Below are 20,952 nucleotides of genomic sequence, written 5' to 3' on the forward strand. Positions count from 1 at the left end.
TTTGCTGGCGTGTTTTTACAAATAAACGGATGATAACCAAGGCATCAGTGGTTGGTTATTTCTAAAAAATGAATCATGGAAGAAAATAATAAACTGGATAGAATCATCGAAGCGCGGATGAAACTCAAAGCGCGTTTTGAAGAAAAAATGCAGAATACGCCCTCAATGGCGGATGAACGTCCTCAAGGACACGGCGAAACAAACCGCCACGGGATGCCTCAAGTGCCTGTTGGACAAACAGTAACGGCAAAATGGCCAGTGTTAGACTTGGGTTATCAGCCCAACGTGACCCTCGACCGCTGGCGTTTGTACATCGACGGAGAAGTTGAGCATCCGATGATTTTGACTTGGGAAGATTTTATGTCGTTGCCTCAAACGGAAGATACCTCTGATTTTCACTGCGTAACCACTTGGTCAAAGTTAGATATGTCTTGGACGGGCGTGCGTTTGCTGGACATCGCTGCGCTGGTTCAACCCAAAGAAACCGCTACCCACTTGATGTGTTACGGATACGATACCTACACCACCAATGTTTCGCTGGAAGAAGCCCTCAAACCCGATGTACTGTTGGCGCATTCGGTTTATGGTGAGCCACTACCTAAAGAACACGGCGGGCCAGCCCGAATGATAACGCCTCAACTGTATGCTTGGAAAGGGGCTAAATGGATAAAACGATTGGAGTTTTTACCAAAAAATAAACTTGGATTTTGGGAAGGACGAGGTTACTCCAACACCGCTTATCCGTGGCGAAATGACCGTTATAGCTAAAGTGTCGAATTCAGTCATTAATCAGCGTTTATCTGCGACTTTCAATTTGCGTAAATCTGCGGGTACTATTTAAAGATAATGGCTTTTTGTTAAATTTTTAAAAGGTATTTTTTCAATGAACATAGACGTAGTTCATCAACTCCCAAGTTCAGTACAGGCTGAGGTGTATCTTTTTTGCCAAAATGATTCTTTAGCCGACCATTTGGCACAGTTTCCACAGCCCGATTTTCTAGTTCAGGATTTTAAAGCTGATTTTAAACAAACACAGTTGGTGTATGGCGACAACTCAAAAACGTACCTTCTTGGGTTGGGAAAATCACCAAAATCAGCCGATTATATCAAAGCGCTGAGGTCTTTCTTTTTTAACCAAAAAAAGAAATTACCCGATGCGGTTGCTTTGCACGCCCAAGGCTTGACTGCTAGTGAAATCGAGGCTGTTGTCAACGGACTTTGGTTGGGCGATTATGATTTAGGTTTATACAAAACAGATAAGGCGACAGAACCTACGTTTTTTGAACGTAACTCACAACTGTGGCTACTTGTAGAGGAAAAGGACGTGGATTTGGCTGCCCAAGCGGCACAAAATGGCGTGGCGACTGCGCATACCCAAATTCGGGTGATGGATTTGATGAATGCTCCTTCAAGCCATAAGTACCCCCAAGTGCTGGCCGATTGGGCGGTTTCGTCGGGGAAAACCCACGGATATTCGGTGCAAGTATTTGATGAAAAACAATGTGAGGAAATGGGCTTGCACGCTTTGCTATCGGTGAGTGCTGGTAGCAAAAATCCACCCCGTTTTATCGTCATGGAATACAAACATCCTGCCGCTTCCAAAACCATTGGACTTGTAGGAAAAGGAGTGACTTTTGATACGGGTGGTGTTTCGTTGAAGCCTTCTACCAATATGCACTACATGAAGTCGGACATGGGCGGGGCCGCTGCGGTGCTGGGTACGATGGAGTTGGTAGCAAAATTACAATTGCCAGTTAATGTAGTTGGGGTTATTCCTTCGACCGAAAACTCAATGGATGGGCTTGCCATTAAACCTGGTGATGTGATTGGAAGCTATTCGGGCAAAACCATTGAAGTGATTGATACTGACGCCGAAGGCCGATTGATTTTGGCCGATGGCCTGACGTACGCGCATCGCCATTTTGAGCTAGCTACCATCATCGACTTGGCAACGCTCACGGGTAGCTGCGTAGCTACGCTTGGCTATGCCGCAGCAGGTTTATTTACCAGTAATGATGCCCTTGCCGAAAGCTTGTACAAAAGTGGAATGACCACGGGCGAAAAAGTATGGCGTTTGCCCATTTGGGATGATTACAAAGACGAGCTAAAGTCGGATGTCGCTGATGTGAAAAACTACCATGGGAAGCCCATAGCGGGAGCCATCGTGGCAGCCAAATTTTTAGAAGTTTTTACGAACAATCACCCTGCGTGGGCACATTTGGATATTGCAGGTACAGCCTTTGCTGATTCTGAATTTGGAAGCATGAAATCGGGGACGGCCTATGGCGTTCGATTACTGATTGATTGGCTTCGTAATCAAGTAAATGGATAAGTTTTGGTAATTCAGGCTTGTTCTGTTAGCTTTAAGCGTAAAATGGTTTAGACGTAAAAATTACAATGAGTATGAAGCTATCGTTACGCAATCTATACGCTGTTTTGTTGCTAGTCGGTATTCACCAAGCTCATTCCCAACAAGTTCATCCGCGTTGGGAAGTAGGGGCAGGGCTTGGCCTGTCGGGCTACCTAGGTGATTTAAACAAATCAGATTTTTTTTCGCAAGAACCTAAAGGGAGCGGAGGGGTTTTTGGTCGTTACCATTTCAATCGGAGTTGGGCGCTTCGCGGTGCCTTAACGTTTGGTACATTGTCGGGCAATGATGCTAATTTTGAAGACCGCAAAGTGCGCGGTTTTTCAACACGCTCGCCCCTTACCGACCTTTCGGCCATTGTAGAATATGACTTCTTGGGACGCCAACGTTTTAAATACGATTCCACTGCTTTTCAAGTGCGTTTTAAGCGCCGATTGTCACCTTATTTGTTCACAGGAGCAGGTGTAGGTTTTACCAATCCCAAACCTAATTTTACGGGTACTGCCACAACACCTGATATTTTTAGGCAAGGTGCGGTGGCGGATCAAGCGGCCAATTATTCCAAATCTAATTTTGTCATTCCTTTTGGAATAGGTGTACGTTATGACCTTGCTGAACATTGGGTATTGGGTGCTGAGGCGGGTTTCCGCTTAGCATTTTCTGATTATTTGGATGGGGTTAGTAAAGGTGCTAATCCTAATCGTGATGATCGTTACAAACTTTCAACGGTATCTATTGCGTATCGTTTTGACAAAAAAGACACCGATCGCGATGGTATTCCTGACGAAAAAGATGCCTGTCCTACGCAGCCTGGTTCGATCAAAATGAACGGTTGCCCCGACCGTGATAATGACGGTATCGCTGATAAAGACGACGATTGCCCTGATACCTTCGGTTTGGCAGCTTACAAAGGTTGTCCTGATACCGACGGGGATGGCATTCGTGACAAAGACGATGCCTGCCCTGAGGTTGCAGGTTTGGTCGCGTTACAAGGTTGCCCCGACCGTGATAAAGATGGTATTGCCGATAAAGATGATGCCTGTCCTGACGTAGCAGGTTTAGCCAAATTTAAAGGCTGCCCTGATACTGACAAAGATGGTATTGAAGACAAAGAAGACGAATGCCCGACGGTTGCAGGAAAAGCAGAATTGAAAGGCTGTCCTGACGCTGATGGCGATGGAGTTGCGGATAAAGACGATGCGTGTCCTGACGTAGCAGGAAAAGCAGAATTGAAGGGATGTCCTGATACCGATGGTGATGGCATTGCCGACAAAGATGATGCTTGTCCAACAGTAGCGGGTGTAGCAGCCTTTGGAGGTTGTCCTGATACTGACGGAGATGGGGTAGAAGATGCCAAAGACCGTTGTCCTGACGTTGCGGGTAAAGCGGAGTTTGAAGGTTGTCCAGACGCCAAAACGTTGAAAGCAATCATCAAAGCAGAGGAGAAGAAAGCAAAACTTGAAGCCGAATTGGCCAAAAAACAAAAAGGAACGATTGACCCTACCAAAGTAGTCGTTGATTTCAAAGTTGAGCCTGTGTTGTTTGAGTCAAATAGCGCTGTGATTCAAGCGCAATACCAAACAGTTCTTGATGAAGTAGCTAACACAATGGCGAAAAATCCAACGTATAAATTACAGTTGTCGGGTCATGCTGATAGCAAAGGTGCACAAGCACACAACCAACAATTGTCGGAAAAACGAGCCCAAGCGTGTTTTGAATACTTACGCACGAAAGGGGTGGATGCGACTCGGATTATTTTCCGTGGTTTTGGTGAAAGTTTGCCAGCAGCGAGCAATGCCTCGGAAGAAGGCCGCCAGCAAAACCGCCGTGTGGAGGTAAAAGCGTTTCGTCAGTAATAGTTTACAATAACTGATTCGTTAAAAAAGTCGGACAGCCAATAAGCTGTTCGACTTTTTGCGTTTTCTTGTAAAAAACTCAAAATAATGCGTTTGCTTGCTTTATTTTTTTATTTAAGCTTACTATTGGTTACAGAATCAATGAGTCAAGAGCGCTTAGAATTTGGGGGATTTGTGGGCGGTTCAGGTTATTTGGGCGACTTAAATAAATCTGATTGGTTTTCTAAAGAACCCAAAGTGGGTCTAGGTGGCTTGGTTCGTTACAATGTGTCGGATTTATTAGCGGTGCGCGCTTCGTTACTTTTTGGGTACTTGTCGGGACGAGATAGCCATTACGAAGACCGCGCATTCCGAAATTTCTCAACCCAATCACCCGTTTCGGAAATTACTTTGCAGGCCGAACTTCACATTTTACCTTTGGTGCAACCCCGTTTACGCCGTTTTTTTCAACCAACATTTTCCCCTTTTCTATTTGTCGGGATAGGGGGGGCATACACGCGACCAGCCCCTGATTTAGAAAACATGATTGTTTCCAAGCCTGAATTTGTAAGAGGTGCTGAAATTGATCAAAATACTGCATACAGCCCTTATCACCTAGTTGTTCCTTTCGGTATGGGGATAAAGTACCGCCCACACATTCAGTGGACATTGACGCTTGAGGCAGGTTTTCGTTTGACTTTTTCAGATTATTTGGATGGTATCAGCCATGCGGCAAATCCTGAAAAAACGGATAGGTACCAGTTTTGGGGGCTAACGGTAGCGTACCGACTGCCCAAACGGGTGGTTGGTTTTAGGAATCGAAACCCGTTACGGTGTACAACAAATCCCTATTAGTATTTTCTTGAAAAAAAGTACTTTTGTATGTTGTTGATTTTTAGTAATTTGTAAAAAACTTTCAAAAAAGTTGCAATTTTTTTTCGTCAAATACTTGCGTCATATAGTGAAACGCGCTACTTTTGCACCACCAAATAACACTTGAACGGCTCGCCGAAACAAGTTTAACCAAAACGCGAAAGTAGCTCAGCTGGTAGAGCGCGACCTTGCCAAGGTCGAGGTCGCGGGTTCGAACCCCGTCTTTCGCTCAAAGCACCGCCGAAAACGGTGCTTTTTTGTCAAAAAGGGATACCCCTGCCGAGGTGGTGGAACTGGTAGACACGCAGGACTTAGTTCATTGATTTCTTGTCGATTATTTCTGAATTTATAGCCAAAAACTTAAAATATGGCTCATTATCAGTTTGATTCCAATTTTGAGAATTTATTCTTAAAAGTGTGTATTGAATCAGAAAGTATGGCTAAAGCAGCTGTTGCACTTAAAATGAATTACAAGACCCTTTGTTTTCATGTAAAAAGACTTGGATGTTCTAAGCCAAACCAACCTGGTAAAAAACTTGCAAAACGTTCTTCGAAGAAACAAATTCCTCTGGAAGATATTTTCAACGGAAAACACTTGACGTATCAATCGCACAAACTGAAAAAAAGAATTTTAAGAGAAGGATATAAATTACATAAATGTGAAAATTGTGGTTTAAGTCAATGGCTTGACAACGCAATTCCTCTTGAATTGCACCACATTGACGGCAATCGGTTAAATAATCATTTACAAAATTTAATTTTGTTATGTCCCAATTGTCACGCATGAACAGATAATTATCGAGCAAAGAATATCAAAAATTTGAGTGCACAAACGGAAACGTTTGATGTAGAATCGCTTAAAATCGGGGAAGTCTTCACTGTAATGTATGATAATCCCGAGCCAAGTCCTGAGAAATCAGGAAAGGTGTAGAGACTTAACAGGCGAAATCTAAGTCCCGAATTAAGTTCGGGGTATGATTAAGAGAAAGTCCAGACCACAAATCTTGTTTTAGTAAAGCAAAAAAACAAGAGCGGCGAAAGCCGTAGTAGGTACGAAAATCCTGTGAGCCGAAACGCTCGTACGGGTTCGATTCCCGTCCTCGGTACAAAAATCTCAGACATGATAATGTCTGAGATTTTTTGCTTTTAGCCCCATGCCAAAAGAGGACGCTTGTAAAAGCATCCTCTTTTGGCATGGTATGGGTAATGATTACTAGAAAAACAACCCAACTGTTCCTGTAAAATTAAGCGATGTAACGTTAAGTTTGGCAGAGAAATAATTGGACGGGTCGCTGAGTTGATAAGGCGAATACGCATCCTTGGTCTGTAAATAAGTACCAGCCAAATCAACATAAAAACGCTCGGTACGATAACCGAGTCCGCCTGATAATTGAATCTTAGAACGGTCAAGATTGCCCTCTACGTTGTAATTTTGACTGTAGGCATTGGGCAAAAAGCCTACTCCCGCCCGCACTCTAAATTTATCCAGACGAGCTTCGCCGCCTACACGCAGATTGACCACGTTGTTGTAGGATGATTGAATCAGGCGCTTGTTGTTTGTTTTGAATTGGTTGTCATCGGCTGTGCTGATTCCCATTCCTTTGTAACCCACGTACTCGGCGCTACCAGTAATAAACCCTTTTTTACCGATAAAAATGGTAATCCCTCCATTTGCTCGTAAAGGAGTGCGCATTTTATACTCAAAATCGTAAGGCTCAAGATTGACCCGAGTCGTTACAATTTGGTCAAAGGCTTGCTGTCCTTGCGCGTTTGTAACGGGGTTACCGTTGGCGTCAAACACGGGGACGCGGTTGTTCAGGATGTCAATACCAACTTCTTCCTGATAGGTCATTTGGAGATTGCTAAATGTTGGGCTGTGGATAGAAGCACCAAGTTGTAGCATAGCGTTTGGTTTATAAATAACCCCTGATGAAATAAAAAGGCCGCTTCCTGAGATGTTTACATCTTCGCGGTAGTCCAATCCCCTGAATGCGCCTCCGTTGACAAAGCGCTCAGTGTAGCTGTTTCTACGGATGAAGGTATGACGAGAAAAACCGCCCGAAACACCCAAATAAAGCTTGTCGGCATAGTTGCCAGCATAGGCAAAAGTCCACTGTGAAGATCCGCCCGAAACTTCGACGTTGCCGCTTTGTTCAAACGATGCTCTCGATAGTGGAATAGGCCGACGGTAAGGGCCATTGTCCGATAATGCATCTATTTGGTATAAATTATAAAACGCAGATTCAATCGAGAATGGGCGGCTATTGTTGTATTCATCTTCAAGGGTTTTTACTGAAAGTCCTGTCGCCAACTCGGCAATATTGTCAATCATGGAGCTACGATTGTTGGTGCCGCTGTAGCTAAACATATTATTGGCATTGACCTGACGAGAATAGCTAATTCCAAACGATGTACGACGCCACTCACGGTTATAGCTCTGTGGGCTTCCTGCTAAAATAAGCGAGAACTGCGAAAGGTTTGGATTGGTTTTTTTATCGCTTTGGGAGTTCCCAATGTAAGAAGCTTCGTTGTTGATATTGTAAAAAGTAGGGCTAAGGCTAATTTCGGAGCGGTTGAAAAAAGCAATCCCCGCTGGGTTGCCAAAAATGTTGCTGGCGTCGCCACCTAGCGATGCGTGGTTTCCTCCTACTCCTTGAAAACGAGCAGTGCCGTTTTGGGTAAGGTCAGAAAGTTGCATGGCAACATTGGAGTACAAGCGACTTTGGGCGTGGGTGTGGGAAGAAACTGCTAACCCAAGCAAGATTCCCCATACGATTGGACGGTTTTTCATGGCAGGAAGAAAAAATTGTTAAAAGTACATTTATAATTCATAAAAAACCTCGCTACTGATGTGAATAGCGAGGTTTGAGTATTTCAACAAATGTAAATACATTCTTGAAAATTGAGGATTCTATGTTAGAAAAAAACGCTTGTTTAGTGATTAGCGTGGACCGCGTGAACCCGAACTTGACGAACCGCTTGAGCCACTGCTCGACGATGAGCTGCCGCTAGATGAACTTCCGCTACTCCAGCTACTAGAGCTGCTACTACGAGACGCTCCGCTGTCGTTCCAGCTACTCTGACGACCACTGCTGCTGTTGTTCCAGCTATTATTGTTTGAATAATTGTTGGAATTGCTATTATACGATGAGCGTTGGCTACTGCCATTACTGCTTGATTCACCATAGCTACGGGTGGCACCACCACGTGTACCTGACGAATAAGAACTTGTACCTGTGTTTCCTGACGAATACGAACCACTGCTAGTGCGTCCACCTGCGTTAGAGCTGTAGCCATCATAAGAGCGATTCGAGCCTCCGCGTGGGCGAGAATAGTAGGAGTCGCTTGAAGACGATGAGTTGCTATTGTAGCTTCCAGTGCGGTCTGTCGGGTCATATCCCTGACGGCGACCTTGGTTGGTGTAGCGTGCGCTGTTGTTGCTATTGTTGTTATATGCGTTAGATGAACGATCAACGCGGTTGTAATAATCAGTACCTGGGCGACGGCGAACATCTACAAGTTGGATATTGTTGGTTGGGCCGTTGTACCAAGCATTGTTATTCCAGTAGCTACTCCCACTATAGAATGAGTTTCCATATCCATAGTAAGGTGAGTAACCCCAAGGTGAATAGCCCCAAGGTGAGTTGAATGAGTTCCAACCAAAAGAATTTCCCCAAGGTGAATAAAATGGGTCATTCCAAGCATAGGCCGAGCCAAAACTGTTCCAACCAAAAGGGTTATAAAAACTATTATACCCCCAATTGCCAAGTCCATAGCCTAATCCAAACATCATTGGTGTATTCCATCTATTCCAGGTATTGAACCCGCTACGCCAAGGCGTATTCCAATAATTGCCCCAGTTGAGGTTGTCGTAGGCAGAGCTGTAACCATCCGCAAAACCTGCATTGTAGCCTGCATTGGGGCCGAGGTTACGGGCGATGCCACGTGAACTAAGATAAGATTCGTCGTAGTAATCCTCCTGGCTGTTGTTATTGTTAGGAGAACCTTGGCCTGCATAATAGTCAGGATTAAGGTTACGAATATCGGTGGGTTGTTCGGCAGAGCGGCTGGCCATTGCTACAGCTGTGCTCGACGAATTCCCGTACAAATCATCGTATTCGGCATCATCTTGGGTGGCATATTGTTTGGAGCTACAACTCCACAATCCCATCAGGCCAAGCGCCGATAAAAGGGTGAGTGAACGAAGGGTTTTCATGGTGTTCAAAATGTTTTATGTTCAGTTAGAAATCAGTCCCTGCTACCTATAAAACGTTATTTTGATGGATTCTGATTCAGTTTCGTCACAAATTTAGGATAAAAAAGTATCTTTGCAAGGATTTTTTATAAAAAAACTAATGGGTTATTATTAGTAAAATAATTGAAAATCAAAGAATTATAAATGTCAACTTCACACTCAATACCACAAAATACTGATAATTAGCATTTAAAGCGGTATAAGTGTGTAAAATACGTTTAAGCCTTTGACTATCAGTGTATAAAAATTAAAAAATTTTAAATTGGTAGAAGGCGCATTCGACAATCAAAAATACGAAAAAGTCAACTAAGTGACTCTAAAGTTCAAGAGTAAACCTGTAACAAATACTAACGATGGCAAACGCGATTCCGAGCCGTGGCGATAATTATTCTGAGTGGTACAACGAATTAGTTAAAAGAGCAGACTTGGCCGAAAATTCGGCAGTAAGAGGGTGTATGGTGATAAAGCCATACGGTTTTTCTATTTGGGAAAAAATGCAGCGCGCCCTTGACGATATGTTCAAAGAAACGGGGCATACCAATGCGTATTTTCCGCTTTTTATTCCCAAATCATATTTGAGTAAAGAAGCAAGCCACGTGGAGGGTTTTGCCAAAGAGTGTGCGGTCGTAACGCACTATCGCCTCAAAAATGCCCCAGATGGGAGTGGGGTAATTGTGGATCCCGATGCCAAACTAGAAGAAGAGCTAATTGTACGCCCAACGTCAGAAACAGTGATTTGGAGTACGTATAAAAACTGGATTCAGTCGTACCGCGATTTGCCATTGCTGATTAATCAATGGGCCAACGTCGTGCGTTGGGAAATGCGTACGCGCTTGTTTTTACGCACAGCCGAGTTCCTTTGGCAAGAAGGTCACACGGCGCACGCTACAGCCGATGAAGCCATGGCCGAAACGCGTCAGATGTTGGAGGTATATGCCCGTTTTGCCGAAGAATGGATGGCTGTGCCCGTGATAAAAGGTTACAAAACTGAAAATGAGCGCTTTGCAGGTGCAGAGGAAACATTGTGTATCGAAGCCATGATGCAGGACGGAAAAGCACTTCAAGCTGGAACATCTCACTTTTTAGGACAAAATTTTGCCAAAGCGTTTGATGTAAAATTCCAAAGCAAAGGCGGTGGTTTAGAATATGTGTGGGGTACTTCTTGGGGCGTGAGTACGCGTTTGATGGGGGCGCTCGTGATGGCACATTCGGACGACTCAGGTTTGGTTTTGCCTCCTAAATTGGCACCTATTCAAGTGGTCATTGTGCCTATTTACCGCAACGAAGAACAATTAGGCCAAATTTCTGAAAAAGTAAAGGAAATTATGAAGGGCTTAAAGCGTATTGGCATCAGTGTAAAGTTTGATGATTCGGATGCGAACAAACCTGGTTGGAAATTTGCCGAATACGAACTCCGTGGTGTGCCCGTTCGGTTGGCTATGGGTGCGCGTGATTTGGAAAATGGCACGGTTGAGATTGCGCGCCGTGATACAAAAGAAAAAACGACGGTTTCGCTTGAAGGAATTGTGGAGTACATTGAGCAATTATTGGAAGATATTCAGAAAAACATCTATCAAAAGGCCTTGGCATTCCGCGAAACAAATACCCACAAGGTGAATACTTATGAGGAGTTCAAACAAGTGCTTGACGAAAAAGGAGGATTTGTACTGGCTCACTGGGATGGTACGTCTGAAACCGAAGAGCGTATTAAAGACGAAACCAAAGCCACCATTCGTTGTATTCCATACAACGCGCCAGAAGAGGAAGGAACATGTATTCTGACGGGAAAACCTTCAACGCGGCGGGTGTTGTTTGCAAGGGCCTATTAAGAACCATTTAATTCAAAAATAAATAACATGAGTGTAGCAAAAGCAGGTGATACCGTACAGGTACATTACAAAGGGACGTTGACCGACGGTACGTTGTTCGACTCGTCAGAAGGTCGTGAACCTCTGCAATTTCAATTAGGCTCGGGCATGGTGATTCCAGGGTTTGATAACGGAATTCAAGGAATGACCATTGGTGATAAAAAAACAGTGCATATTCCAGTAGAAGAGGCTTACGGGCCAGCGCAAGAAGAGCTCATTTTGCCTTTTGAGCGTTCTGAACTTCCAGATGATATTCCGTTTGAGGTAGGTATGCAATTGAACATGCACCAAGACGGAAATCCACAGCCAATTCCTGTGACGGTGGTACAGGTAAATGAGACCCAAATTATCGTGGACGCAAATCACCCACTTGCTGGGCAGGATTTAGTGTTTGAAATTGAATTGGTAGGAGTCAACTAAGTTGATGAAAGCCCAAAAAGGAAGTCCCACCGAGGTTTGTAATCTTGGTGGGACTTTGCTTTTGGGTACATAGCTTATTTCTTTGAAGCGTATTTTTCGTTGATTTTTTGGTAAAGTTGTGAGGGAACTTTCGTTTGCACGTCGGGGAGTTGTGGACGCGGACGAACCCAATCTAAGTAGCCTTTACTCCAAGCGTAGGCCAATCCTAAAATAAGTATTCCGACAAACAAAGACATTTCTACCAGCGAAAACCAGCCCCAAAGCCCGTCGGTTTGGCGGATGAGGTTTGCTTGTCCAAACACGACTGCCCACGGAAAAAGGAAAATGAGTTCGACTTCAAAAAGAAGAAAAACGATGGCAATCACGTAAAAGCGGACATTGAACTGCACGTTGGCGTTTCCGAGCGGGTCTTCGCCCGATTCGTAAGTAGTGAGTTTTTCTTCATTGGGGCGATGAGGGCGTATTACCTTGGCAAGCGTCAGCATCACCGCAATAAGCGCAATCGCCGCAAAAATGAATAAAAGAATTACCCCAAATTCTGAAACCATAAGAATGTTAGTGCCTGTTAGTTGACTATGCCCTTCTCGAAAGTTTAAAACTTTCGAGAAGGTATTGAATATTATTTTACAGAAGGTACTGAATATTATTTAACAAAAAGCATTTCGCGGTATTTGACAAGCGGCCAGTCTTCATCGTCGATGAGCAGTTCAAGCTTATCAACTTCGTAGCGAATTTTTTCAAAATAATCCTTCACTTCTGAACCGTACAAGACAGCGCGCTCCACGAGGTCTTCCGTATTATTTGCCTTTTTTCGGGCTTCGGTCATTGCATCCACCGATTGTTTGATGGTTAACACCCGCTGAGAGACTTCCTTAATCAACTCTTTTAGTGGCTGTGCCTCTTCCGTTAAATCGAGTTCTACCAGTGCTTTGGCAGTTTGAGCCAACTGAAACTGATATTTTACGGCGGTTGATACCACATGGTTGAGGGCCAAATCACCAATTACCCTTGACTCAATCTGTACTTTTTTGATATAGTTTTCGAGTTCAATTTCGTAGCGTGCGTGTACTTCGCGTTCGGTTAAGACACCCATTTTTTCGAGTACTGCAATTGCCGACGGTTCGATGTATTTTTCAAGCGCAACGGGGGTAGAGGCAATGTTCGTAAGTCCACGGTCGGCAGCCTCTTGAATCCAATCCTCAGAATATCCATTTCCTTGAAACAAAATACGCTTGGAATGGCGGTAGTAGTTTTTAAGAATGTCCACAATCGCCAATTCTTTTTTCTCTCCAGCATCAAGGCGTACTTCGAGTTCTTTGCGAAACTCTTGGAGTTGGTTTGCCACAATCGTGTTGAGGATAATCATTGGAGAGGCACTATTGGCACTTCCACCGACAGCACGGTACTCAAACTTATTCCCCGTAAAAGCAAACGGCGACGTACGGTTGCGGTCGGTATTGTCGCGCATGAGGGGAGGCGTACGCGTAATTCCCAGTTTATAAAATACGTTGTCTCCTTTTTCGAGCTGAATTTCCCCACGGTTTTCGAGCGTTTCGAGGAGGCGAATTAATTCATCTCCTAAGAAAATGGAAACAATCGCAGGCGGGGCTTCGTTGGCACCCAAGCGGTATTCGTTGCCAGCCGAAGCAATCGAGGCTCGCAACAAATCAGCGTGGTCGTGAACGGCCTTTACGGTGTTCATCATAAACGTCAAGAAACGAAGGGTTTCTTTTGGTTTGCTACTAGGCGCCAACAAGTTTACGCCTGTGTCGGTCATCATCGACCAGTTGTTGTGCTTTCCACTCCCGTTGATACCTGCAAACGGTTTTTCGTGGAAAAGAACTTTGAAATTGTGTTTCTCGGCTACTTTGTGCATCAAGTCCATCAACAGCGCATTGTGGTCGATGGCCAAGTTGAGTTCTTCAAACGTGGGCGCACATTCAAACTGTCCGGGTGCTACCTCATTGTGACGCGTACGCACAGGAATTCCCAACTTCCATGCTTCGTACTCAAAATCAACCATAAAGGCATTTACGCGGGGTGGAATCGAGCCAAAGTAGTGGTCTTCAAGTTGTTGACCTTTGGCAGGAGAGTGCCCAAACACCGTTCGGCCCGACATCATTAGGTCAGGACGAGCGTAGTAAAGGGCCTTATCAACCAAAAAATATTCTTGTTCGGCGCCAAGAGTTGCCGTTACTTTTTCCACATTGCGGTCGAAGTAATACATCACAGCCGTAGCGGCTTTGTCGAGCACATGAAGGGCACGCAAAATGGGCGTTTTGTAATCCAATGCCTCCCCTGTATAAGAAATGAAGACCGACGGAATACAGAGCGTTTTGCCGCCTGCACCATTGTCCATCAAAAAAGCGGGAGAACTAGGATCCCAACCCGTATAGCCCCGAGCTTCAAAGGTCGCCCGTAAGCCTCCGCTCGGAAAAGAAGAAGCATCGGGTTCTTGTTGTACCAATGCACTTCCTTTAAACTTTTCAATGGCTTTGCCTTGGGCTGTTACGTCAAAAAATGCGTCGTGTTTTTCGGCAGTTCCGCCCGTTAAAGGTTGAAACCAGTGGGTATAATGCGTCGCGCCTTTGGAGGTTGCCCACGATTTCATGGCTGCGGCTACTTCATCGGCAATTTCACGGTCAATTCGAGAACCCGACTTAATGGCATTCGAAACTTTGTAATAGGCTTCGGGCGTGAGTAGCGACTTCATAACGTCGTCGCTGAAAGTATATGAGCCGTAATAATCGGCTACTTTATCGCTTGGTGGTGTTACACTGATTGTTGCGCGGTTATGGGCCGTTTCAAGGGCCTTGAATCTCATATTTGCCATAAATGAAGTATCGGGTAATTAGAATGAAAATCAACTGTTTTTGGAATAGGCACCAAACATATATTTTTTTTGTTTGATTGACAAAGTTATGGGTTTCCATTGAAGGATTTGACGAATATATGGATTGTTTGTCGCCCAAACGAGTATTATCACTAATTTTGCACCATGAAAAAAGTTGCATTTTATACATTGGGGTGTAAGCTCAATTATTCCGAAACTTCCAGTATATCAAGGATGTTTGAGCAAAAAGGGTATCAAAAGGTAGCCTTCAACGAACAGCCCGATATCTTCATCATCAATACTTGCTCGGTTACAGACAATGCCGACAAAAAGTGCCGTAAAATTGTCAGAGAAGCGCAGGGGATAAATCCCAACGGTTACGTAGCTGTTATTGGCTGCTATGCGCAATTAAAACCGCAAGAAATTTCCGAAATTCCAGGCGTAGATGCCGTACTTGGCGCCGCCGAAAAATTTCGGTTGATAGATTTATTGGACGGGTTTGTCAAAGCGCCCGTGGCGCAGCCAGGTCGCGTGATGGCATCACCGATTGAGGAGGCTGTTGATTATCACGTTTCGTATTCTCTTAATGACCGTACACGTACTTTTTTGAAGGTGCAAGACGGCTGTGACTATCCGTGCGCGTATTGTACTATTCCGCTGGCAAGGGGCAAAAGCCGCTCCGATACAGTAGCAAATGTGGTCAAAGCTGCGCATGAGATTGCTGCACGAGGAGTAAAAGAAATTGTACTTACGGGTGTAAATATTGGTGATTTTGGCCTCCATGACGGCAAGCGTACCGAAACATTTTTTGAACTTGTACAAGCGTTGGACGAAGTAGAGGGAATTGAACGTTTTCGTATTTCTTCAATTGAACCCAATTTGTTGACAGACGAAATTATCGCCTTTGTGGCCCAATCAAAGCGTTTTGTGCCGCATTTTCATATTCCACTTCAATCAGGTTCAAACAAAGTGTTGGGCTTGATGCGCCGTCGTTACCGCCGTGAGTTGTACGTAGATCGAGTGACGAAAATCAAGGAATTGATGCCTGACTGCTGTATTGGGGTGGATGTCATCGTAGGGCACCCTGGCGAGACAAAAGAAGCGTTTTTGGAAACATATAATTTCTTGAATGAGCTGCCTATTTCGTACTTACACGTCTTTACCTATTCCGAACGCCCCAATACGTTGGCGGTTGATATAAAGCCAGTTGTGCCGCAGTCGCAGCGGGCAGAGCGGTCAAAAATGCTTCATATTTTGTCAGACAAAAAACGTAGGGCGTTTTATGAAGGCCAATTAGGCACCGAACGGACGGTATTGTTTGAGGACGAAGTTGTTGATGGCAATATGCAAGGCTTTACCGAAAACTACGTGCGTGTGACGGCCAAATACGACCCATTGCTCATCAATGAAGTAAAACGTTTGCAACTGACTGAGATTAATGCTGAGGGCCAAGTAGAGGTGCGGGAGGTAGAAACAGAAATTTTTCACCACTAATTGACCAACTCAAGAGTAAGTAAGGACAAAAAGCGTTCTTTTAGGGATAGTATTGGAGAGACAATAATAAAAAAAAGAATATCTTGTTTGATTTGAAAACCATTTCATTAACTTAGTGTTTGATAAGGGTAATCCTACTTACCAACCAAAACCACACCTTACCACTGACTTACCCGTTATCAAACACTAAAACATAGGTTTAATACGCATCAATCGAAAGAAGCACAAGTGTACAGGCTTCTTGGGCTTCGATTCCGTTTTGTGTCAACAAAGCGACAAACTCATCATTTTCTGTGCCAGGGTTAAAAATAACTCGTTTTGGCTGTAATGACACAATGTAATCGTACCATTCGGGTTGATTGCGGGGACCAACGTATAGGGTAACGGTATCGATGTCATCAAAAGCGGGTTTGCCTGTATGAATCTGTTTGCCTGCAACAGTGCCTTCTTTGAGACCTACTAGCTCAATCGGATGGCCATGATTGCTGAGACGATGTGCCGCAAGAAATGCGTAGCGTTCTGGGTTGGTAGAAGCCCCGAGGATGAGCGTTTTTTTCATTCTAAGACTTGATAGATAGTAATTTTAAAACAATAAAAAGCACAAGTAAGTTGTACTGATGATGTACAAATGTATTGAAAAGTACGATTGCTGAGATTGAAACAATCAACAACATTAAGAACCATGGCTGATAATAAAATAGCAAACTACTGGAATGAGAAGTGGGTACGAATTGAGTTTGAAGGAGTTGAAAATCCGCCCCATTATAGAGTGTCTAACTATGGCCGCTTGGCGAGCTTTCAGGGAGAAGACAACCAAGGGAAAGTTATCAAAGGGTCTGTGATTCAGGGGTATCGTTCTTTAAATATTCGTATTGCAGGAGGAAAAACCATCAATAAATACGTACACAAATTGGTGGCGGATTTGTTTGTGAAAAAAGAAAGTGAAAATGCCAAGTATGTTATTCACTTAGATTTTGATAAGCAAAACAACCGTGCCGAAAACTTGAAATGGGCGACCAAAGACGAAATGGTGGAGCACAATCGCAACAATCCAGCGGTAATTAATCGCCAGATTCCGATACGCACCCGTAATTACAAGCTCACCGAACCCAAAGTAAGGATGATTAAGAAGATGCTGAAAAGTGATAAAAACCGCTTAAAAATGATTGCAAAGCAGTTTGGGATTACGCACACCCAGCTCAATCGTATTCGTTCGGGGGAAAACTGGAAGAACGTGAAAATTGATGATGAATAAAAGAAGAGGGTTTATCACCCTCCAATGGTTGACATAGATTCCGAAACCACACCCACTTTACGTCTAGCTTCGGCTTCAAAGCCATCTTTTGCCCTGTTTTGTAGTGCTTCGTAAATATACGTTTGGAGGGTCTCGTCGTTGAGCCCCTGCCGAATTAAATCACGAATGTTAAAAACTCCATCGTCGTATAGACATGTCCTGAACTGACCTTGAGGCGTCAGGCGAAGCCGATTACAAGTACCACAAAACGTGCGACTAAAGGCTGCAATGATGCCTATCGTACCTTGGTGTCCAGGAATTTGATAGTTATAGGCCGTGGAAGCAGGAGGGTCGGGGAGTTTATAAATGCCAGGATAGGCTTTTTTTAGCTCGTCCAAAATTCGACGATAATTCCAAAATTCTTGGTATTCGTGCGCACCATCACCGTTGAAAGGCATTTCTTCAATAAAACGTACACTGACGGGGGAGTGGCGCGTGAGCTCAGCCATCGGGATAATGTCATCCGTATTTTTTCCTGACATCACCACCGTGTTTATTTTGGTCGAAATTTTGTGGGCTTGCAGGGCTTCAAACGTTTGCCACACGTTCGGAAATTCATCGCGACGCGTAATGTCAAAAAAGCGTTGACGGTCGAGGCTATCTAAACTGAGGTTGACCGATTTAATTCCAATTCTTTTTAAATCAGGCACTAGCGGCGCAGTGAGTACTCCGTTGGTTGTAATATTGATTTGTTGGAGTCCCTCAATTTGACTGATTTCTTCCAAAAACTCCATAATTCCGCGCCGTACAAAAGGCTCTCCCCCCGTAATCCGAACTTTGTCCACCCCCATGTGCACCAAAATGCGAATAACTCGTTCCATTTCTTCCCACGTCAGAAGATGTGGTTTGGGTACATATTTGATGCCTTCTTCGGGCATACAATAAAAACAACGCAAATTACAGCGGTCGGTTACTGCCAGCCGTAAGTAGTTGATAGGGCGCCCGTGATTGTCAATTACTTGGTTCAAAGACTTAGTTGGTTAAAGGAGAAAAATCAGAAGCGTTATTGCTCAAAGTAAATAACGGAAAGCAGAATAAACAAGTTCTTGAATGTCAGAAACTAAAAAATGCCTAAAAAAATTAATTTATAATTTTAATTCTCTACTTTTGTGTTGGCAGTACGCCAATCATTCATTTTTTTAATTTTTTTTAGTAATGGAAACTGGAACAGTAAAGTTCTTCAACGAATCAAAAGGATTCGGATTCATCATTAGCGGTGGACAAGAAATTTTCGTACACGTATCTGGCTTGGTTGACAAAATCACCGAAGGAGATACTGTAACGTTTGATAAAGTCCAAGGGAAAAAAGGCATCAACGCCACCAACGTTAAGCTTGCTTAATTGCAACACTCCACTGATATATTGAAAATCCGATTCTAATTGGTCATAACAATGTGTCAAAAACAAGGGCAAACGGGGTTCTCCGCTTGCCCTTCTTCGTTTTTACTCCAACCTTACAGGTTTACTTGCTGTCATCCATTTCAAACGTATAAGGTTTTTATTATTTATTCCGTACTTTTGCGGACTTTTTAAGGAATTTAAGAAATTATATTTTATGCTTAGAACGCACACTTGCGGTGAACTCCGCATTTCGGATGTAAATAAAGAAGTAACCCTAAGCGGTTGGGTTCAGCGTATCCGCGATAAAGGAGGCATGATATGGATTGATTTGCGTGACCGCTACGGCATTACGCAGTTGATGGTGGAAGAAGGAAAAACAGCCGCTGACATCATTGCTAAAGTTCGTGAACTTGGACGTGAATTCGTTATTCAAGCTTCAGGGACGGTGTCAGAGCGTTTTGCCAAAAATGATAAAATCCCGACGGGAGACATTGAGCTAAAATTGAGCAGTTTGGAGGTGTTAAATCCTGCTAAATTGCCACCGTTTTTGATTGAAGACGAAACCGACGGTGGCGACGAACTTCGTATGAAGTACCGTTACTTGGATTTGCGCCGTAATACAGTGCGCAAAAACCTTGAATTGCGTCACAAAGTAGCGCAACAAACGCGCATTTTTATGGATGCGCAAAATTTCATTGAGGTAGAAACCCCCGTATTGATTAAGTCAACGCCCGAAGGGGCACGCGATTTTGTGGTGCCAAGCCGCATGAACCCAGGGGAGTTTTATGCCTTGCCACAATCACCGCAAACGTTTAAGCAATTATTGATGGTGTCGGGCTTTGACCGTTACTTCCAAATTGTAAAATGTTTCCGCGACGAAGACCTTCGCGCCGACCGTCAGCCTGAATTTACGCAAATCGACTGCGAAATGTCGTTTGTGACGCAGGAAGATGTATTGCAAATGTTTGAAGGATTGATTCGTCATTTATTCAAAGCTGTTAAAGGCATTGACCTTCCTGAAGTACCTCGTATGACCTACGCAACGGCCATGAAAAAGTATGGTTCGGACAAACCCGACGTGCGTTTTGGCATGGAGTTCGTGGAGTTGAAGGGCGATATTGATTTGATTTCGGGTAAAAACTTTGCGGTTTTTGATGCGGCTGAATTGGTCGTAGGAATTTGTGCCAAAGGTTGTGCCGACTACACCCGCAAGCAAATCGACGAGTTGACAGAATGGGTAAAACGTCCTCAAATCGGTGCCAAAGGGCTAGTGTACGCGCGTTACAACGCTGACGGAACCATCAAGTCGTCGGTAGATAAATTTTACAGTGAAGAAGACCTCAAAAAATGGGCCGAGGCGTTTGGTGCCGAACCTGGCGACTTGTTCTTGATTTTGGCGGGTGAAGCCAATAAAACCCGTAAGCAACTCAACGAACTTCGTTTAGAAATGGGTAGCCGTTTGGGCTTGCGCAATCCTGATGAGTACAAAGTGCTTTGGGTCGTTGATTTCCCACTGTTGGAGTACGGCGAAGAGGAACAACGTTGGTTTGCGATGCACCATCCGTTTACTAGCCCCAAACCCGAAGACATTCCGTTGTTGTCAACCGATTTAGGCGCGGTTCGTGCCAATGCCTATGACATGGTGATCAACGGAACGGAAGTAGGTGGAGGCTCCGTGCGGATTTTCCAACGTCCGTTACAGATGCAAATGTTTGAAATCTTGGGCTTTACGCCTGAGGAAGCCAAAGCACAATTTGGATTCTTGATGGATGCGTTTGAGTTTGGAGCGCCGCCGCACGCGGGTATCGCCTTTGGCTTCGACCGTTTGTGTTCAATCTTTGGAGGGGCAGATTCGATTCGCGACTTTATTGCGTTCCCGAAAAACAACTCTGGCCGCGACGTGATGATTGATTCTCCATCGACGATTGATCAAAAACAACTAGACGAACTAAAAATCGCTACAAAATAAGTCAGACAGTAGTCAGACTGTAAAATAAGTCAGACGGTAGTCAGACTTTTAAGTAGCATCGGTCTGACTGTCGTCTGACCTAGTCGCTAAGTCAGACGGTAGTCAGACTTTAGCTATAGTAAGTGGCATCGGTCTGATTATCGTTTGACCTAGTCATCAGTCAGACTTTAGCTATGTAAGTAGCATCGGTCTGACTGTCGTCTGACCTGGTCGAAACTCCTCACTGAACTTACTCAGTGAGGAGTTTTTGTTTTAGAAACCCGCTTGTTTGTACAGCGAAACAATAGGAGAGCTAAACGACCCACTTACTTGCAAGGTATCGGGAAAAGCCTTGTAGTATTTGTAGCTTACCACAAGTGATACGTTAAAATGCCCTTTTGAAAGTTAAAAAGTCAATTCTAC

17 protein-coding genes and 1 tRNA gene are annotated in these 20,952 nt (G+C 44.2%); 12 read left to right on the plus strand and 6 right to left on the minus strand.

The window, feature by feature from the left end; genetic code table 11:
* Window positions 1-75: 75 nt before the first annotated feature.
* The 6 genes from DTQ70_RS00785 to DTQ70_RS00810 all read left to right on the plus strand — a co-directional run bounded on the left by DTQ70_RS00785 (window position 76) and on the right by DTQ70_RS00810 (window position 5,863).
* Window positions 76-768 (plus strand): sulfite oxidase-like oxidoreductase, encoded by a 693-nt coding sequence (locus DTQ70_RS00785; RefSeq protein ID WP_122929041.1) that lies wholly within the window; start codon window positions 76-78, stop codon window positions 766-768.
* Window positions 769-883: 115 nt separating this feature from the next.
* Window positions 884-2,332 carry a M17 family metallopeptidase gene (locus tag DTQ70_RS00790; protein ID WP_122929042.1) on the plus strand — a complete coding sequence of 483 codons (1,449 nt, stop codon included), beginning with the start codon at window positions 884-886 and terminating at the stop codon, window positions 2,330-2,332.
* A 71-nt stretch (window positions 2,333-2,403) separates the two neighbouring features.
* Window positions 2,404-4,224 carry a DUF6089 family protein gene (locus tag DTQ70_RS00795; RefSeq protein ID WP_164489791.1) on the plus strand — a complete coding sequence of 607 codons (1,821 nt, stop codon included), beginning with the start codon at window positions 2,404-2,406 and terminating at the stop codon, window positions 4,222-4,224.
* Between the two features lie 141 nt (window positions 4,225-4,365).
* Window positions 4,366-5,058 (plus strand): DUF6089 family protein, encoded by a 693-nt coding sequence (locus tag DTQ70_RS00800; protein WP_164489792.1) that lies wholly within the window; start codon window positions 4,366-4,368, stop codon window positions 5,056-5,058.
* Between the two features lie 175 nt (window positions 5,059-5,233).
* Window positions 5,234-5,306 (plus strand) — tRNA-Gly (locus DTQ70_RS00805).
* 137 nt (window positions 5,307-5,443) lie between these two features.
* Complete coding sequence (locus DTQ70_RS00810) at window positions 5,444-5,863, plus strand: HNH endonuclease signature motif containing protein (protein ID WP_122929045.1); 420 nt, start codon at window positions 5,444-5,446, stop codon at window positions 5,861-5,863.
* A 426-nt stretch (window positions 5,864-6,289) separates the two neighbouring features.
* Here DTQ70_RS00810 and DTQ70_RS00815 read toward each other — a convergent pair whose 3' ends face one another.
* Window positions 6,290-7,867: an OmpP1/FadL family transporter gene (locus DTQ70_RS00815; RefSeq protein ID WP_122929046.1), complete on the minus strand. Its 1,578-nt coding sequence runs from the start codon at window positions 7,865-7,867 to the stop codon at window positions 6,290-6,292.
* Between the two features lie 150 nt (window positions 7,868-8,017).
* Window positions 8,018-9,292: a hypothetical protein gene (locus DTQ70_RS00820; protein WP_122929047.1), complete on the minus strand. Its 1,275-nt coding sequence runs from the start codon at window positions 9,290-9,292 to the stop codon at window positions 8,018-8,020.
* A 392-nt stretch (window positions 9,293-9,684) separates the two neighbouring features.
* Between DTQ70_RS00820 and proS the strand changes: the two genes are divergently transcribed.
* Together proS and DTQ70_RS00830 are read left to right on the plus strand one after the other, a co-directional pair.
* On the plus strand, window positions 9,685-11,160 hold the full coding sequence (gene proS, locus DTQ70_RS00825; protein WP_122929048.1) for a proline--tRNA ligase: 1,476 nt from the start codon (window positions 9,685-9,687) through the stop codon (window positions 11,158-11,160).
* 27 nt (window positions 11,161-11,187) lie between these two features.
* Window positions 11,188-11,619, plus strand: a complete 432-nt coding sequence (locus DTQ70_RS00830; RefSeq protein ID WP_122929049.1) for a peptidylprolyl isomerase — start codon at window positions 11,188-11,190, stop codon at window positions 11,617-11,619.
* Between the two features lie 74 nt (window positions 11,620-11,693).
* Here DTQ70_RS00830 and DTQ70_RS00835 read toward each other — a convergent pair whose 3' ends face one another.
* Window positions 11,694-12,167, minus strand: a complete 474-nt coding sequence (locus DTQ70_RS00835; RefSeq protein WP_122929050.1) for an NADH-quinone oxidoreductase subunit A — start codon at window positions 12,165-12,167, stop codon at window positions 11,694-11,696.
* A 95-nt stretch (window positions 12,168-12,262) separates the two neighbouring features.
* Window positions 12,263-14,452, minus strand: coding sequence for a glutamine synthetase III (locus DTQ70_RS00840; RefSeq protein WP_122929051.1), 2,190 nt, complete (start codon window positions 14,450-14,452; stop codon window positions 12,263-12,265).
* 165 nt (window positions 14,453-14,617) lie between these two features.
* On the opposite strand from DTQ70_RS00840, the gene mtaB reads away from it, so the two are divergent.
* Window positions 14,618-15,946, plus strand: a complete 1,329-nt coding sequence (gene mtaB, locus DTQ70_RS00845; RefSeq protein WP_122929052.1) for a tRNA (N(6)-L-threonylcarbamoyladenosine(37)-C(2))-methylthiotransferase MtaB — start codon at window positions 14,618-14,620, stop codon at window positions 15,944-15,946.
* Window positions 15,947-16,145: 199 nt separating this feature from the next.
* Here mtaB and DTQ70_RS00850 read toward each other — a convergent pair whose 3' ends face one another.
* A complete protein-coding gene (locus tag DTQ70_RS00850; RefSeq protein WP_122929053.1) occupies window positions 16,146-16,505 on the minus strand; it encodes a CoA-binding protein in 360 nt (119 codons plus the stop codon).
* 123 nt (window positions 16,506-16,628) lie between these two features.
* Here DTQ70_RS00850 and DTQ70_RS00855 point away from each other — a divergent pair, with 123 nt between their 5' ends.
* Window positions 16,629-17,201: an HNH endonuclease gene (locus DTQ70_RS00855; protein ID WP_122929054.1), complete on the plus strand. Its 573-nt coding sequence runs from the start codon at window positions 16,629-16,631 to the stop codon at window positions 17,199-17,201.
* Window positions 17,202-17,215: 14 nt separating this feature from the next.
* Here the strand turns inward: DTQ70_RS00855 and moaA are convergent, their stop codons facing one another.
* Window positions 17,216-18,208, minus strand: a complete 993-nt coding sequence (gene moaA, locus DTQ70_RS00860) for a GTP 3',8-cyclase MoaA (RefSeq protein WP_122929055.1) — start codon at window positions 18,206-18,208, stop codon at window positions 17,216-17,218.
* A gap of 187 nt (window positions 18,209-18,395) precedes the next feature.
* Between moaA and DTQ70_RS00865 the strand changes: the two genes are divergently transcribed.
* Together DTQ70_RS00865 and aspS are read left to right on the plus strand one after the other, a co-directional pair.
* The gene (locus tag DTQ70_RS00865) at window positions 18,396-18,581 is read left to right on the plus strand and encodes a cold-shock protein (RefSeq protein WP_122929056.1); all 186 of its coding nucleotides are present in this window, start codon (window positions 18,396-18,398) and stop codon (window positions 18,579-18,581) included.
* A 214-nt stretch (window positions 18,582-18,795) separates the two neighbouring features.
* Window positions 18,796-20,550, plus strand: a complete 1,755-nt coding sequence (aspS, locus tag DTQ70_RS00870; RefSeq protein ID WP_122929057.1) for an aspartate--tRNA ligase — start codon at window positions 18,796-18,798, stop codon at window positions 20,548-20,550.
* Window positions 20,551-20,952 lie beyond the last annotated feature (402 nt).

This window comes from Runella sp. SP2, assembly GCF_003711225.1.
Lineage (GTDB): Bacteria > Bacteroidota > Bacteroidia > Cytophagales > Spirosomataceae > Runella.

Coding starts and splice junctions, on each gene's coding strand:
- DTQ70_RS00800 (WP_164489792.1), top strand. CDS start 4,366: ATGAGTCAAGAGCGCTTAGAATTTGGGGGATTTGTGGGCGGTTCAGGT.
- DTQ70_RS00795 (WP_164489791.1), top strand. CDS start 2,404: ATGAAGCTATCGTTACGCAATCTATACGCTGTTTTGTTGCTAGTCGGT.
- DTQ70_RS00820 (WP_122929047.1), bottom strand. CDS start 9,292: ATGAAAACCCTTCGTTCACTCACCCTTTTATCGGCGCTTGGCCTGATG.
- DTQ70_RS00830 (WP_122929049.1), top strand. CDS start 11,188: ATGAGTGTAGCAAAAGCAGGTGATACCGTACAGGTACATTACAAAGGG.
- DTQ70_RS00790 (WP_122929042.1), top strand. CDS start 884: ATGAACATAGACGTAGTTCATCAACTCCCAAGTTCAGTACAGGCTGAG.
- DTQ70_RS00840 (WP_122929051.1), bottom strand. CDS start 14,452: ATGGCAAATATGAGATTCAAGGCCCTTGAAACGGCCCATAACCGCGCA.
- mtaB (WP_122929052.1), top strand. CDS start 14,618: ATGAAAAAAGTTGCATTTTATACATTGGGGTGTAAGCTCAATTATTCC.
- DTQ70_RS00850 (WP_122929053.1), bottom strand. CDS start 16,505: ATGAAAAAAACGCTCATCCTCGGGGCTTCTACCAACCCAGAACGCTAC.
- proS (WP_122929048.1), top strand. CDS start 9,685: ATGGCAAACGCGATTCCGAGCCGTGGCGATAATTATTCTGAGTGGTAC.
- DTQ70_RS00865 (WP_122929056.1), top strand. CDS start 18,396: ATGGAAACTGGAACAGTAAAGTTCTTCAACGAATCAAAAGGATTCGGA.
- DTQ70_RS00810 (WP_122929045.1), top strand. CDS start 5,444: ATGGCTCATTATCAGTTTGATTCCAATTTTGAGAATTTATTCTTAAAA.
- DTQ70_RS00785 (WP_122929041.1), top strand. CDS start 76: ATGGAAGAAAATAATAAACTGGATAGAATCATCGAAGCGCGGATGAAA.
- DTQ70_RS00815 (WP_122929046.1), bottom strand. CDS start 7,867: ATGAAAAACCGTCCAATCGTATGGGGAATCTTGCTTGGGTTAGCAGTT.
- DTQ70_RS00835 (WP_122929050.1), bottom strand. CDS start 12,167: ATGGTTTCAGAATTTGGGGTAATTCTTTTATTCATTTTTGCGGCGATT.
- DTQ70_RS00855 (WP_122929054.1), top strand. CDS start 16,629: ATGGCTGATAATAAAATAGCAAACTACTGGAATGAGAAGTGGGTACGA.
- aspS (WP_122929057.1), top strand. CDS start 18,796: ATGCTTAGAACGCACACTTGCGGTGAACTCCGCATTTCGGATGTAAAT.